Annotated in this window: 6 protein-coding genes and 1 pseudogene; all 7 read left to right on the top strand. The window is 48.4% G+C overall.

Annotated features, from left to right (window positions below; translation table 11 throughout):
- The first annotated feature begins 148 nt into the window (after nt 1-148).
- Entirely contained in the window at nt 149-652 is a 504-nt protein-coding gene (locus E0698_RS22905; protein ID WP_134914797.1) for a ferritin, read from the top strand.
- Nucleotides 653-898: 246 nt separating this feature from the next.
- Nucleotides 899-1,409, top strand: a pseudogene (locus E0698_RS22910) (FAD-dependent oxidoreductase).
- A 141-nt stretch (nt 1,410-1,550) separates the two neighbouring features.
- On the top strand, nt 1,551-2,099 hold the full coding sequence (locus E0698_RS22915; RefSeq protein WP_134914796.1) for a GNAT family N-acetyltransferase: 549 nt from the start codon (nt 1,551-1,553) through the stop codon (nt 2,097-2,099).
- Between the two features lie 57 nt (nt 2,100-2,156).
- The gene (locus E0698_RS22920; RefSeq protein ID WP_192513003.1) at nt 2,157-3,275 is read left to right on the top strand and encodes an LLM class flavin-dependent oxidoreductase; all 1,119 of its coding nucleotides are present in this window, start codon (nt 2,157-2,159) and stop codon (nt 3,273-3,275) included.
- 214 nt (nt 3,276-3,489) lie between these two features.
- Nucleotides 3,490-5,616: a S9 family peptidase gene (locus E0698_RS22925; RefSeq protein WP_192513004.1), complete on the top strand. Its 2,127-nt coding sequence runs from the start codon at nt 3,490-3,492 to the stop codon at nt 5,614-5,616.
- A gap of 655 nt (nt 5,617-6,271) precedes the next feature.
- Nucleotides 6,272-7,495 (top strand): ACP S-malonyltransferase, encoded by a 1,224-nt coding sequence (fabD, locus tag E0698_RS22930; RefSeq protein ID WP_192513005.1) that lies wholly within the window; start codon nt 6,272-6,274, stop codon nt 7,493-7,495.
- Nucleotides 7,470-17,146 (top strand): aminotransferase class III-fold pyridoxal phosphate-dependent enzyme (locus E0698_RS22935; RefSeq protein ID WP_192513006.1); only part of this gene is annotated, 9,677 nt, incomplete at its 3' end. The genes fabD and E0698_RS22935, both read left to right, overlap by 26 nt.

Here is a 17,146-nt window from a genome sequence, read left to right on the forward strand (position 1 = left end):
CGAGCGCAATGTAAGGAGGGGGGAACCTCACATTGTATTGCGCCCGTTTTCCAATGATATTTCTCCGATATTGTATATTCCCGCCGACACTCTTGTGGTACACTAAGATCGCTACATCATTACATATATGACCGAGGTGACCTGAGACATGAAAGACAATTTGGCACAGGCTCTGAATGAGCAAATGAATTTTGAATTTTACTCCGCTCACGTATATCTGGCAATGGCTGCTTATTGCTCCAGCGAAAGTCTGGATGGGTTCGCAAACTTTTTCCTGGTACAAGCTGAAGAGGAACGGTTTCATGCCATGAAGCTGTACAAATATATTAATGATCGCAGAGGACGCGCCACATTGGCAGCATTACCGGAGCCTAAAAACAGCTACGATTCTATGCTGGATGTGTTCGAGCACGGCTACAAGCATGAGCAGCAAAATACGCAGAAATTTTATCATTTGGCTGACTTGGCTCTGGACGGACGTGAGCATGCGACGATCCATTTCCTGAAATGGTTTATTGATGAGCAAGTCGAAGAGGAAGCTCTGTTCGACAGTGTAATCCAGAAGCTCAAACGGATTGAAAGGGACAGCAATGCCTTTTATATGCTGGACAGTGAGTTTGCCAATCGCACCTTTGTAGCCCCTGCGGAATAAAGCAACATGTATGGACGAAAAAGCAGAGAAGCCCGGTTTGCGGGCTTCTCTGCTTTTTTTATAATCAGGTATAAGCTTGGCACATTAGCCGATTCGAGGATATTAAAGGCACAATAAGTCTTTAATTTAGGCGTAGTCATGAAATTTACAAAGCGACAAATTATGCCCTGCACACAGTGCTCATGCTCGTTACTGCTTCGTCGGTTGGCCGATAGGCGTTTAGCATTTGGCAAGGAGATGAGCATCATGATTTACGATTGTGCTATTATTGGCGGAGGACCCGCCGGATTGAATGCAGCCCTTGTGCTTGGCCGGGCAAGACGAAGCGTGGCTTTAATCGACAACAACCAGCCCAGAGATGCCGTTACGCATGCGTCGCATGGCTTTATTACGAAAGACGGCGTAACGCCGGCCGAGTTCCGTCGAGTTGCTTATGAGGAAGTACTGCGCAATCCGTCTGTCGATCATCTGCAAACCGAGGTTGTTTCGATTGACAAAACTGAATTCGGATTTGAGGTGCTTGATTCGTCCGGCCTTCATCGGCCAAAATGGACAGCTTGAGCATGTTCGCTTTACGGATGGAACTCAAGTCTTGAGGGCTAGAACCTCAATACCTGGTGTATATGCCGCCGGGGATTCTTCATACTTCATGCCTTCCCAAATGATTTTTGCCGCGGCCGACGGCAGCCGAACCGCTATGTGTGTATATATGGATTTAACGGAGGAAGATTTTGCAATTCGTGCTCACTTTCGTTAGGTTATCGTTATTTTAAATATACTTATAGAAAAAATTAATTTGTCGCTGGATGGAGAGCATGCTACAGTTATTTTATCTTTTATACCTTATTAAGCAGATGGGATTAATAAATTATTAATTATACAGGAGAGGTGGGTTAACATGAGCGAAATCTATCGCCTGGCACAACAGGAAGATGCAGAGAGATTGCAGTACGTAACTTATGAGGCATACGAAACGATTCGGCAGTTGGAGCTTAAATGGCCTGCCGCTCAGGCAGACATTCCTCTCATTCAGGAGAATATTAAAAATAATGACTGCTACGTGCTGGAAGTCGATGGCGTAATTCAGGCTACGGTGAGCCATCTCAAAAATAGAGCTCTTAATTTTATAACCGATCTACCATTTGTCATGTGGTTTGCCGTCGACCCGGCTGCTCAGGGCAAGGGCTACGGACGCAAGCTGCTAAACTGGGTAGAGCAGAATATTATCCGTGATCAGGTGGGAGCTCCTGCCGTTACGCTGGCAACAGCCGAAAAGCATCCCTATCTGCTGTCTATGTATGAGCGTTGGGGGTATGAGCGTATCCATGCGTTTGACCATGGTACAGGAGACGGAACGATGCATTTACTGCGTAAAGTTGTGAATCCCCAATTATTTGAAACGTATATTCGTGAAAAAAACGGAGCAGAGACTGCTAACCGCAATTAGACCCGATACCCGGGATGGGACGAAGCCGATTCGTTCTCCGAAAGGGGGTTTCATGAAATGAAGTTTGTGTTATTCAGCCTGATGGCTAATCTGCCTAATGCGATTACCGGGGAAACCTGGAGCTCGCAGCAAAAATTCCAAAATGTAATCAAGCAGGCTGTTCTCGCAGAGGAGCTTGGTTATGATGCATACGGTGTGGGGGAGCGGCACGGTGCACCTTTTCTGTCATCCTCACCCCCGCTGGTGCTGACCGCTATTGCGGCGAGAACCGAACGGATTCGTCTCCTGACTATGGTAACGGTGCTTAGCGTGCTGGACCCGGTGCGCGTGGCAGAAGACTATGCGACGTTGGATCATTTATCAGGTGGAAGATTAGAGATTATTATTGGTAAAGGCAATGACCCGCGCCATTATCCGTTGTTTGGAATTACGGAGGAAGAACAGTGGGACTCGCTTGCCGAGCGCTATCGTTTGCTCAAACGGCTGTGGAGCGAGGAAGAGGTTACGTGGGAAGGAAGCTACCGCCCTCCGTTGCATCAAGTTACGACACAACCTCGGCCGTATCAGCAGCATATTCCTATATGGCACGGTAGTGCTTCCAGTACACTATCGACCGAGCTGGCCGCTCAATACGGGGAGCCGATATTTTCCTCGAATTCTTTCCATCCTCAGGCCAAGTATAAAGCGCTTATTGATCATTACCGCGAACGGCTGGCTTATTACAGACATGATCCGGCACAGGCCGTAATTGGTGCCGGAGCAGGGAGTTTGTATCTGGCAGATACGGATGAGGAAGCGATTCGACGGTATCGTCCTTATTATGATGCCTACCACTCGACAGCGGCAGCTCAGCACAATCAGTCGCCCTTCACGAGTCTGGAGGATAATATTCGTAATGGTCCTGTTCTGATCGGCTCTGCGGAGAGCGTTCTTGAGAAAATACGGAACTATCATACCGCGTTCGGTAATCAGGTACTCAGCATCAGCGTGGACGGGCTAGGTGAGCAAGAGCAGCTCGAACAGTTGCATCGGTTTAGCGAGGATATCATACCAGTACTGCGACGAGAAATTCCGAGCGCGATTTGGCAGCATGGGCCGAATCTTGATGTTGGAAGCAGGTCAATTACCGCTGTAAAAAATGATGCGCCACCCATATCTCCTATTTTTCAACTATAGTTGTTGACAGTTCAATCACCTTATCTCTAAAAAGCCTCCATTTAGGAGGCTTTTTAGAGATAAGGTTTTTGTATTGGAAATATATGAAGAAGCAAATTGACAGAGACAAGTAAAAAGAGTAACGTGATTTTTATATTATTTAAATCTTACAAATTTCATCGGATTAATAAATTCCTAATCTTATAGAGATCTGATGATTTGAGGAGGAATTGTTTTGAGTGACCCGCAATCCAGTATAACTAAACGCCATATAACAGCAGAGGATTTATACCATCTTCGGTGGGTCAGCGATCCTGCTGTCCATCCAGGTAACGGTGCAGTCGCTTACGTAGAGCAGTATATTAATGAAGACCGGACAGACTATAATTCTAACATTTGGGTTTTGCCATCAGAACAATCCGAGCCGTTGCCCTTCACATATGGGCCGAAAGACGAATCACCTGTCTGGTCACCTGACGGATCACAGCTTGCTTTTCTCCGCACACTGGAAGGTAAGCGTCAGGTATGGATCATTCCAGCTCGCGGAGGAGAGGCTCGGCAGCTTACATGGGCAGAGAAAGGCGTTCATTCATTGGCTTGGTCACCTGACGGTGCCTACATATCCTTTGTCGCAAAAACCGCAGAGAGTCTGTCACCCCCAACATCCGGCGCTGGAAAACAGGAGGTACATACACTTCGAACTGTCGAACACGGCCAGATCGGTACATCCAAACAGGGTGTGGAATCGACCCAGCCTCCTTTATCCGCTAGCGCAAACTCTAAAGTGCAGCCAAAAGGACAGGTCGTTAACCGAACAAAAGCCAAGTCTGATGGCTACGGGCTGTGGGATGATACGCGAAATCACTTATATGTGACTGATGTAAATTCAGGGGACACCGTCCAACTGACGTTCGGCGCGTATGATGTGGCGGAACCTGTCTGGTCGCCGGATGGCAAGCTTATTTTATTCGTGGCCAGAATAGCGGAGCATTCAGAAGAGGACACGGATTTACGAAGGCAGAATGATTTGTTTACGATAGATCCTGCTATTTCAAAAGGAGGTATGGCAATACCACGTAAGCTAACTCGGTCGGAGCTGCAAATCGAGAGTGCTGCATACTCTCCCGATGGTTCAACGATTGCCTTTTACGGACATGATCGACATGCTAAAGACGCGACCCAGACCCGTTTATACATCATCCCTTCGAGTGGTGGCTCGGCAGTATGCATTAGTGAAACGCTGGACGCACACCTCGGTAACGCGGGTATGAGCGATATGCGCTCACACCTTCATATAGGGCCACCACGTTTTAGTACGGACGGTCAATCCCTGTATACACTTGTAACCCGTGAAGGAAATGTACATGTATATCAGTTTGCATTTGATGGAAGCTTTGCAATTTTGACGCAGGGAGACAGAGAAATTTATCAGTTCACGCTCACCCCGGATGAGCAGCATATTATTGCAGCTTCAACTCACGTGGCATTGCCGGGCGATTTATTTCGAATTGCGATCTCTTCCGGGACAGAGGAACGGCTGACGCAGGTGAATGACTCGCTGCTTGAAGAGATCGAGCTAAGTGTGCCTGAGGGCTTTTGGACCGAGGTCGAGAATGGTCGGCGGGTCCAAGGGTGGGTGATGAAACCTGTCGGTTTTGCGGAGGGAGTAACCTATCCCGCTATTTTGGAAATCCATGGCGGCCCCCATGCGATGTATTCCCACTCTTTTTTTCATGAGTTTCAGTTGCTAGCGGCGCAGGGATATGCGGTCATTTACACCAATCCTGGAGGAAGCCGAGGGTACGGCCAGTCTTTTACCAATGTCGTTCTTGGCGACTACGGTGGACGAGATTACACGGACTTGCTGAGTGCGGTAGATGAGGCCATTCGCCAGTTTCCATTCATTCATCCAGAACGACTAGGAGTTACAGGGGGGAGCTATGGGGGCTTTATGACTAACTGGATTGTCGGTCACACAGACCGTTTCCGTGCAGCCGTGACCCAGCGCTCCATATCCAACTGGCTATCCATGTATGGCGTGAGCGACATTGGCTACTCATTTACAGAAGACGAGGTTTCCGGCAATCCTTGGGACGATTTCGAGGTCTTGTGGAGACAATCCCCGCTGGCATATGTTAAGCAAATAAATACACCACTGCTTATTTTGCATGGGGAGCAGGATCTTCGTTGTCCCATTGAGCAGGGAGAACAGCTATTTACTGCACTGCGGCGATTGGGGAAATCCACACAATTTGTCCGTTTTCCAGACTCAAGCCATGAGCTTTCACGAAAAGGGCATCCGCAGCTTCGTGTGGAACGACTTCAACGCATTACAAACTGGTTTGTCAAGCACCAGATATAGTACAAAACCCGTTGCTTTCACTCACTACACAGAAATTTTTACAAAAATTCATCAAAATTCATTAAAAAATTACAAACAATGCCTTATTTTCAGACCAAAGAGGGCATTGTTTGTGTGTATAATATACTTATACATTACAACGTCATACTTTAATTTACTTTTGTGTTTATAAGACCCTATCAATTTCTATTTATTTAATTTTTTTCTTATTAAAGGAATTTGAAAAAATATTGACATTTTTCAAGTCCATATTTATTATATAGTTAAAATATTTCACAATTAATACTTTCTTTTGGAATAAAATTGCGTTACCTTCGGTATTTTTTTCGACACACTCATCTATGATACTGGATTCTTAGGTCCCAACCTAAGTCTTTAGTCCACTCCAGGTTTTTCACACTTCCAAGTTTTTCACACTTCCAAGTTTTTACACACACCTAACTCATTTTCAATTACACCACGAATGGCAATTCAATTACCTAATTAAATCTTAAATTGTGCTTATTGTTTTTTGGCAACCGTACAACCTTGCTTTGTTATGGTTTGCTGCATCTATCTGCATTTCTCCATATCTCCATACATATGTACATTAACACCTGAATCGTAAAAACATTTTTGTTTTGCCACATCTTTGTGGGGAGGAAAGGGGTTTCGTATGAATCGCATGGCTTTGGTTTTTCCAGGACAAGGATCTCAGTATGTAGGAATGGGAGCCGCATGGCATAGTGATTTTACAGAAGCGGATCGCTTGTTTGAAGAGGCTGCTGATATTTTGGGATATGATCTGAAAGCTTTATGCATGGCAGGTCCGATCACCCAATTATCCAAGACATTCTATACTCAGCCCGCACTTCTTACGATCAGCGTCATTGCATTCCGGCGTTATATGCACGAAATCGGGATTATTCCGGAATTTTCAGCAGGTCATAGCCTGGGTGAATATTCAGCTCTGGTAAGTAGCGATGTTCTATCCTTTGGCGACGCTTTACGACTGGTTCAAGAGCGGGGACGCTTCATGGAAGAAACCGCTGAGGCAGGGCTGGGCAGCATGATTGCCGTTCGCGGAGCTGAGATGAACGCTGTGGAAGAAATCTGTCGTCTGCACTCCACAGTCGATCAGCCTGTCGTCATTGCCTGTTACAATTCACCTAATCAGTACGTCGTCTCAGGTCATCATACGTCGGTAGCTGTGGTAGCTGGCGAATTAGAGCAGCGAGGGGCTCAAATTACCCGGTTGCAGGTCAGTGGTCCTTTTCATAGTCCGCTTATGCAACACGCTGCGGACAAGCTGACCGCAGAGCTGCAAAAATATACTTTCCATGAAGCGCGGTGGCCCGTGATTTCCAATGCGACCGCTCAGCCATACTCCGATGTGGACAGCATCCGTCAAGGATTGGTTTCGCAAATGACTCACCCGGTTCGATGGATACAAACCATGCAATATATGGAAAACCATGGCGTGGAGCAAGGCATTGAGTTAGGCCCACGGACAGTGCTGAAAAATTTGGCGAAAGAAATAAACACTACCATCGAAGTGCTGTCCCTGGACAGAGACTTGGATCGCGTTGAACTGGAACGCCGTTTCTCGATCCGTGATTGGGTTGCCCGTTCCCTGTCACTGGCGGTGTCTACCCCCAATGCCAATTGGAATGAAGATGAGTATCGAAAAGGTGTTATTTTACCTGTCCGGAAACTGGAAGAATTACTGCGAAACTCGAAATCAGGCAGTAGCCCACCTCCTGCTTCTGAGCAAAGACAGGAAATACTGGGGTGTATTTGCCTGGTGTTACAAACCAAACAGGTTTCCGAAGGAGAGCAGAAAGTAATGCTAGAGCAATTGAGGAGGGATCAGGATGGAACAGTTTCAAACTTTAATTGAAATCATTCAAGACCGTGCAAGCCGGGATGAGAACGGGATCACCTTTATTTCCGGTGATAAGCAAGAGGAATATGTGTCCTACAGTAAACTTCTGGAGCAAGCATCACAGGTGCTTCATGCATTACAGGAAAAAGGGATACAACCTGGCGATGAGCTGATCATGCAGATCGACGACAATCATACCTTTGTGAATGTATTTTGGGGCTGCCTGCTCGGTGGAATCGTTCCTGTTCCCGTAAGCATAGGGAATAATGATGAGCATAAAATGAAACTGTTTAAAATCTGGAATACGCTCTCCCGCCCTTATATGGTTGCGGATGACAAGGTTTTGGAGCAACTGGAAAAGTACGCGCATCAGCACGAACTGCTGGATTCCTTTGAGCCTGTTAAAAAAGCAACTTTTTCAAGCCATACATTCGACTATTCCGGTCTGAATAAAGGTGTAGTTCATGTATCCAAACCGGAGGATTTGGCTTTTATCCAATTTTCCTCAGGCTCTACAGGTGATCCTAAAGGGGTCATGCTGACACATGAAAATCTGGTTTACAATATTCGGGATGTCGCAAATCAAACGGGCATGAGCTCCAAGGATGCTTATTTGGGTTGGATGCCGCTTACGCATGATCTGGGATTGATCGCCTTTCATTTAACCTGTGTGGTCGCTAATGCCAAGCAGCTGATTATGCCGACGGCACTTTTTATCCGACGCCCGTCTTTATGGCTAAAAAAAGTATCGGAGCATAAGGTGACTCAAATATGCTCTCCCAATTTCGGATATAAATTTTTTCTTGATCAGTACAAACCTGAAACAGCGGATAACTGGGATTTGTCAAGCGTACGTATGATTTTAAATGGGGCTGAGCCGATATCTGTAGAGCTTTGCCATGTGTTTATGGATGCGATGAGTGTTCACGGCTTGAATAAAAATGCGATGTTTCCCGTCTATGGATTGGCAGAGGCGAGCGTGGGTGTTTCCACTCCCCCTCTGGACAAAGATTCCTTTATTCCGCTTTATTTGAATCGGCAGCAGTTACACGTAGGTGAACCCATAGAAGAAGTAGACAAGTCCGACAAGCGGTGTCTTACTTTTGTGGATTTGGGGTATCCGATGGCCAGTACCTCTGTCCGCATTTGCGATGAACAAAATCGGGTGTTGGAAGATCGTGTGATTGGACACACACAGATCCGCGGCAAAAATGTGACAGCTGGATACTACAACAATCCCGAGGCTACCGCCAAGGTCAAAACAGAGGATGGCTGGCTCATCACCGGAGATTTAGGGTTTATGCGGAATGGCCGCCTGGTTATTACGGGTAGAGCCAAGGATATCATTTTCGTGAACGGACAGAACGTTTATCCGCATGACATCGAGAGAATTGCCGAGGAGCTGGATGGCGTGGATCTCGGAAAAGTAGCGGTGTGTGGTGTCCATGATGCGCAAACCAGGCAGGATCGTATTGTTGTTTTTGTGATGCACACGAAAAAGATAGAGCATTTTGTGCCGCTAGTTCAAAAGCTGAAAAGCCATCTGAACTACCGGGGCGGTTGGTATATTCAAGATGTAGTTCCGATCCGGCGTATCCCTAAAACAACCAGCGGGAAGGTTCAGCGCTTTAAATTAGCCCAAAGTTATGAGCAGGGCGAATTCGATGAAATACTGACAACTCTGGCCGAGGCCACTCAAACCCTGCAAGCTGCTGAGCGTGCAGTCTTGCCTCAGGGAGAAATAGAACAGAAGCTGATTGGAATCTGCCAGGATATTTTAAATGTAAAGTCGATTGGTACGGACGACAGCTACTTTGATATCGGAGTAACTTCCTTGCAACTCGTTCAGATTGTGGACCAGTTGGAGGATCAATTAGGGGTTCATATTGAAGTGACGGACTTCTTTTCCTATCCGACCATCGCCAAGCTGGCAGCGTATATCTCCAGTCAGGGCCTAAGCAGCGACGCGGCTGCAACAGCACAGTCCGAGGCCAAGGAGGAAGCAAATGATCGGGATATCGCCATCATCGGCATGTCCGGCAAGTTTCCTCAAGCGGAAACGCTGGAGCAGTTTTGGGCAAATGTGTCATCAGGGGTAGACAATATCGGCCCGTACAGCGATGAAAGAAGAAAAGACGCCGAAGCTTTCATTTCCCGTCTGAATACCGAAGGTCGAAATATGCAAATCGCAGAAGGTGGTTATCTGGACGAAGTAGATAAGTTCGATTACTCCTTCTTTAAGCTGACTCCACGGGAAGCCTCGCTAATGGACCCCAATCAACGGCTATTTCTACAAACCGCCTGGAGCACGATTGAGGATGCGGGGTATGGAGGTAAGCAACTGGCAGGCCAAAAGGTCGGCGTGTATGTCGGCTTTTCCAAAACCAGCTTCGAATACGAGCGCCTGCTGTCCGAGGTGGAACCGGGTGCGCTGCCGAACTTTGCCATTGGTAATTTATCGTCCATTATTTCCAGCCGAATTGCGTATTTGCTCGATCTAAAAGGCCCGGCGTTAACGATTGATACAGCATGCTCTTCCTCACTTGTAGCGGTTCATCTGGCTTGCAAGTCTATCCTCAACGGAGACTGCGATATGGCACTGGCAGGTGGAGTAAAGACGATTTTACTGCCTCTGAAAGCAGGCATTGGCATGGAATCCTCTGATGATCGGGCACGCGCCTTCGACGATCAGTCGGATGGAACGGGCTGGGGCGAAGGAGTTGGAGCGGTTTTCCTGAAGCCGCTGCGTAAAGCGGAGCAAGACGGTGACAACATTTTGGCCGTGATCAAGGGAAGTGCCATCAATCAGGATGGCACTACGATTGGTATTTCCGCGCCGAATGCGCTCGCTCAAGCGGAAGTGATTTCGCAGGCGTGGCGTGATGCACAGATTGATCCCGAAACGGTGAGCTATATCGAAGCGCATGGCACCGGAACCAAGCTGGGCGATCCAATCGAGATTGACGGCATTACCAAAGCTTTCCGCAAGCATACACAGCGCAAACAGTTTGTGGCGATCAGCACGGTCAAAACGAATATCGGCCATCTTTACGAAGCCGCCGGGATTGCGGGCTTGATCAAATCCGTACTGTCCATAAAGCATCGGCAGATTGCACCGCTCGTTCATTTTCGCACGCCAAACCAGAAGATCCATTTCGAGGAATCTCCGGTATATGCCAATACGAAGCTGAGGGAATGGAAAACGGACGGCTTCCCGAGAAGAAGCGGGCTGAGTTCCTTTGGATTCAGCGGGACAAACTGCCATGTGGTGCTGGAGGAATATATAGTGAAGACGGAATCGGATCAAACCTCCACGGTCAGCAACAATGGATCATCACCGCTGCTGCTGACCCTGTCAGCGCGGAGTGAATCCGCTTTGCGCGAGCTGGTCGGGCGGTACGCAGAACGATTCGGTCACGCGGAAGAACTCGTGATGCAGGATGTATGCTATACGGCTAACACAGGAAGAAGTCACCTGAATCACCGGATTGCGATAACTGCTGCTGGAGCGGATGCGCTGAAAGCGAAGGTACTTCAATTGCACGAACAAGGCAGAGCCGTCGAAGGCGTATACACTGGAAAAGCGGATAGCACAGGTGGTGCAGAGACGATTACTGGAAGCTTGGACACGTTGCAATCACTGGAGCAACTGGCTGCCAGGTACGTGCAGGGAGCGCAGATCGATTGGAATGCCCTATATGCAGGCAAGCATTACAAAAAGGTTTCTCTGCCTACGTATCCATTCGAGCGTAAAAGATGCTGGATTAACGTGCCCGAACAGGTTCAAACGGAACAGAAGGTACCCGTTCATGAAAACTCAACAGTAAAGGAGTCTGGAATTATGGGGAACGAGTATTTAGCGTCGGCATCGGTTACCGATCAGCACAAATCATCTATTCTTCAAAGGTTAGCGAAAATGATCGGTAATGTGTCCCAGCTCAGTCTGGAGGAACTGGAGCCACAAACACATTTTCTGGAGCTTGGGCTGGATTCCATTAATTTGTCCCAGGTTCGCCACAGTATCAAGGATACCTTCGGACTGGACGTTCCAATGAACGAATTTTTCGAATCGTTGACCACGCTGGAGCTATTAGCCAGCTACGTAGCCGAGCGGGTGAGCATCTCCAATTCTGCTGAAACCCCGGTTCAGTCTGTGGTAAATCGTCCGGAAACAACTCTGAATCAGGCTGATCATGCAGCATCCTCGTTAACCCAACTGTCTCATGAATCCGGCGTTCCGGCTGCCGCATCCGTTTATGGTATAGATACGGCTGGGCAAACACGAGCTCAAAGTTTCCCAATCGCTACAACTCCTGCGGGTGTAGAGCGAATTTTGGAGCAACAGCTACATCTGATGTCACAGCAGCTCGATGTTCTCCGGCATCAACCATCTGCATCCGTAATAGCTTCCGAGCCGTTTAGCCCGGAAACGGGCGTTTTGCCCTCGGCAAGTAGAGAAAGCGCGCAGATCATTCATACCGAATCCAAGCAGGAAGTCGCGGCTGCATTAGCACCGGCTCCATCTGTAAAGGCTGTTCCCAAGCAGACAGGCAATGAAGCCAAACCGTATACACCTTATAAAAAGCTGGATGTTAAAGCACGCGAATTGCTTTCGCTCCGTCAGGAACAACATCTGCAAGAGCTGATTGAACGCTACACGGCCCGTACGCATAGCACCAAGCAGTACACCCAGCAGTATCGCTCTGTATACGCCAATAACCGTAATGTGGCTGGTTTCCGGCCTGTTTTGAAGGAAATGGTGTACCAAATCGTTTCTCAACGTGCAGACGGATCAAAAATTTGGGATCTGGACGGCAATGAATATGTCGATTTGACGATGGGCTTTGGCGTGAATCTGTTTGGGCACAATCCGGCCTTTATCAGAGAAAAAATTGAGGAAGAACTAAAAAACGGCATGTGTGTCGGCCCGATGTCCAACATGGCCGGGCAAGTCGCCGAGAAAATTTGCAAGATGACCGGCGTGGAACGGATTGCACTGTACAATTCCGGTACCGAGGCTGTCATGGTCGCGCTCCGTTTGGCACGTGCTGCCACGGGACGGGCTAAAGTCGTCATTTTTGCTGGCTCGTATCACGGTACATTCGACGGGGTGCTGGCGCTGGGGAGCGCGAGTGACAACAAAGAGCATTCGACACCTCTTTCTCCAGGTATCCTGCAGCATATGGTGGACGATATCGTCGTGCTTCATTATGGAGCGGACGAATCCCTGGATTATATCCGCACCCATGCGCATGAGCTGGCCGCGGTTGTCGTGGAGCCGGTGCAAAGCCGCCGACCAGATTTTCAGCCTCAAGCCTTTTTGCAGGACATTCGCCAGATGACGGAGCAGTCAGGTACTGCCTTCATTTTTGATGAGGTGATTACAGGCTTCCGGATTCAGCCGGGAGGGGCACAAGCCTGGTTTGGTGTGCAAGCCGACCTTGTGACTTACGGTAAAATCATTGGCGGCGGGCTGCCGATCGGCATCGTAGCCGGGAAAGCCGCCTTTATGAACGGGATCGACGGAGGTACGTGGAGCTTCGGGGACGATTCTTATCCACAGCATGAGCAGCAGCGGACCTTTGTCGCGGGAACCTTCTGCCATCATCCGCTGGCAATGGCTGCATCCTTAGCGGTGCTGGATCATTTGGAGCACAACGGCGAGCAGCTGCAAAATCGCCTGAACAGCCGTACCTCGGCGTTAGCAGCGGAGCTAAACAGCTATTTTACGAACGAACACGTACCTATGAAAGTGGTTAACTTTGGCTCCCTGTTCCGCTTCGTGCTCAAAGGCGATCTGGAATTGTTCTTTTATCACATGCTGGACAAAGGCATCTATATCTGGGAAGGACGAAACTGCTTCTTGTCCACGGCCCATACCGAGGAAGATATTGCGCGAATTGTGCAAGCGGTCAAGGATAGCGTGAACGAGCTGCGTAAAGGGGGATTTTTACCGGACCCGCCCCCGAATGGAAACGGCCCAGGGCCGGGCAAGCAACCTGTACCTGTAACCGTACCTCCAGAAGCTGAAGCAGTGGGTGTTCCAGAAACCGTAATTGCGCTGACTCCTGATCAAAAGCAGCTTTGGTTCGCCTCTGTTTCAGAACGAAGTGACTCTCAATCTTTACACGAAACCGCCTTGTTGCGGTTTCGTGGTCCACTTCAGCAGAAGGCGTTCAACCAGGCTGTCCAGACCATCGTGAACCGTCATGAAGCCTTACATACCTTTATGAGCGGCGATGGGGAAACTCAGGTGATCGCTCCTGTGATGAAAGTGGAAGTTTTGCTTCATGATTTTACCAGTCACCACCCGGATGAACAGGAACAGCATATCCGGGCATGGATGATCCAGGACAGCGAAACCCCGTTTGCCATGACGCCAGGAGAGCCGTTATTCCGGATTCATCTGCTGAAAATATCAGATGAGGAGCATCTGAGTGTCTTTACGTTCCATCATTTTATCGCGGATGGCTGGTCGATTGGTGTATTCATTCAGGAACTGGAACACATCTATTCTGCGCTTGTCCGACATGCTGACTACAACCTTCCCGATCCAGTACCTTTTCGGAATTATGTTGTTTGGCAGCAGGATCAATTGAAAGCCGGGAAAGGAGAGGCCTTTGCTTTTTGGTCAGCAGTGCTGGAAAAGCAGCCGCCTGTCCTCAATCTACCATCTCCGGTGAGGGGAATACAGATTCCGTCTTCCAGCGGAAGCAGACATACTGTAATGCTCGAAGCGCCGCTCGTTAAACAATTGAGATCCACCAGCATAAAGCTTGGCAGCAGTCTTTTTATAACGCTGCTATCAGCCTTTCAGATTTTTCTGCATCGCCTGACAGGGCAGCAGGAAGTAACGGTGGGGATTCCCACCGCAGGACAATCCCATATGGACGCCTTCTCCCTGATCGGCAACTGTGTCAACTTGCTTCCGGTGATCAGTGAAGTGCGTCCTGATGCTACTTTTACGGAGCATGCCCAAACGGTTAAAAAGCGCATGAATGAACTGGACAGCTTCCAAAAATACAGCTTTGCCGGACTCGCTCAACTGGGGCTGAGGAATTTGCCTGTCATTAACGCTGTATTCAATATGGATCGACCGATTCCGCGTTTTCAATTCCATGGAATGGAAGCAGAACTCGTTGAGAATGAGGTATCATTCAGCAAATACGAGTTGTTTTTGAACGTGACAGAGGCGCAGAAGCAATTACGTCTTGATTTTGACTACAATTCGGATCTTTTTCAGCAAAACATCATCGAAGCCTGGTCAGGATATTTCCTGAATCTGCTGCATTCCATTGTAGAGGAAGGAGGGGCTCGCGTTTCCGCGATGTCTTTACTCCGTGCGTCGGAGAACGAACAACTTCGAACTGCATGGGCAGCAAATACCGATGCCAACGGAAACTATCTTTGCGTCCTTGATGCTTACAAGCATCTGGCACCTGTCGGGACAGCAGGGGAGGTGTATCAAGCCTCTGTAGCAGGCCTGTTGGGAACGACTCGGGAATGGGCTTACGTGGAAAACGATGGCAAGCTGCGGCATATTGGAAATTTGAATCGGACCATCCACATTCGTGGACATCAGGTTAATCTGGAACAGCTGGAGAAACACCTGCTGCACATTTTCCAATTGGAATCCTGCGTCATTACATCGCAAACGGGTGAAGCTGGGGAAGTCTCATATATAACGGCCTATGTGGTGGCGAATGCATCGAAGCCTTGGGAAGAAGCCGCACTGAAAAAGGCTATAATCGAGATTCTTCCAGATTATACACAGCCCCGTTTTTGGATTCCTATGGGGCATATTCCTCTTTTGCCAGATGGTCAGCCTGATCTTCAGGCTCTACCAGCGCCGGGACAAGCAAGCGTATTCGCTAAAACAGACGCCGCTTCTGAGAACCACGGCGTAGAAGATCAGCTCGTAAACATTTGGATGAACGTTCTGAATGTAACGGATATCAGCTATGATGACAACTTTTTTCAACTGGGCGGTGATTCGCTAAAAGCGACGGTCATTCTGTCGAGAGTCAATAAGGAATTGGGTGTACACATTCCACTCAGCCACATTTTTGAGCTGCAAACGATTGCTGAGCTGGCTACATATATTGCGGGTGGAGCAAAGCAGACCTATGAACCGATTGTATCTGTAAAATCGCAAGCCTTCTATCCGGTATCTTCTTCCCAAAAGAGAATGTACGTGCTGGATCAGCTGGGAGGCGGAACGGCCTATCATGTACCCGGTCAGCTTTTCATAGAAGGAGATTTGGAGGTTTCCCGCTTTATTGAAGCCGTTAAGGAAGTTATTTTGCGGCATGAATCCTTTCGGACGTATTTCGATCTGGAGGACGGGGAAGTAGTACAAAAAGTTCGGGACACGATTCCATTCGACATCCCGTATACCCGTATTTCCAAGGAAGAAGCAAAACAGGCGCGGGCCTTGTTTGTTCAGCCTTTTCATCTGGGAACAGCCCCTTTATTCCGCGCCGAACTGTACGAATTTATCGAAGGTGGCTTCATACTGCTAGTGGATATGCATCACATCGTGTCCGACGGTTTCTCCATGGCCGTGCTGCTGGATGAAATCATTCAACGGTATCAGGGCAGACAGCTTGCGAACATTCAGCTTCATTACAAAGACTTTGTTGCTTGGCAGAAGCAGCAGATCACTGACGACGCATTGCAAGCGCATGAATCATATTGGCTCCAGACCTTGAATGGCGAGCTTCCTGTACTGAATATGCCTACGGACTTTTCACGTCCGCAAGCACAAAGCTTTGAAGGTGACAGCTTGACCGTCACATTGGAATCCAACCTTACTAGCACACTCTACACATTGGCCCAAGATACCGAATCTACGATCTTTATGGTACTTTTGGCAGCTTATAATGTCCTGCTGGGCAAATATTCCGGCCAAGAGGATATTATCGTGGGTACACCTGTTGCTGGAAGACGGCATGTGGATACGCAAGCGATGATTGGCATGTTCGTTAATACGCTGGTTCTTCGCAATCAGCCGCAATCTTCTTTAACGTTCCAATCCTTTTTGCAGGAGGTTAAGCAAAGCTCGCTGCTGGCACTGGAGCATCAGGAATACCCGTTTGATGAGCTTGTAGACAAGCTGGAACTGGTACGCGACGTAAGTCGAAACCCGGTGTTCGATACGATGTTCAGTTTGCAAAATGTCGGCACAGATGTTTTGGAAACAGGAGGCATTCGTTTTAAACCGGAAGAATTCAACGCGGGCATATCCAAGGTGGATTTTTCATTGCATGTGACCGAGGAAAAAGAACGTTTGTCCTTCACTTTGGAGTATGGCACGAAGCTGTTTAAACTGGAGACCATCCGACGGCTGGCAGAGCATTTTGTGCGAATTTTGGAAACAGTGACGCAGGATGTCGGGGTGCAGTTGGCTGATATTACGATCGTATCTGATGAAGAGAAGCAATTGCTGCTGACCGGATTTAACGATACCATCGTACCTTTCCCGTACAATGAGACACTCCACTGGCAGTTTGAAAAGCAGGTCGTACAGACGCCGGATCATATAGCATTGGTGTTCGGAAATCAGCGTCTGACCTACCGGGAGTTGAACGAACGCGCTAACTCACTGGCACGGGTACTTCAAGCGCACGGTGTAGGACCCGACAAGCTGGTTGGCCTGATGGTACA

It is taken from the genome of Paenibacillus sp. 23TSA30-6 (assembly GCF_014858585.1).
Taxonomy (GTDB): domain Bacteria; phylum Bacillota; class Bacilli; order Paenibacillales; family Paenibacillaceae; genus Paenibacillus.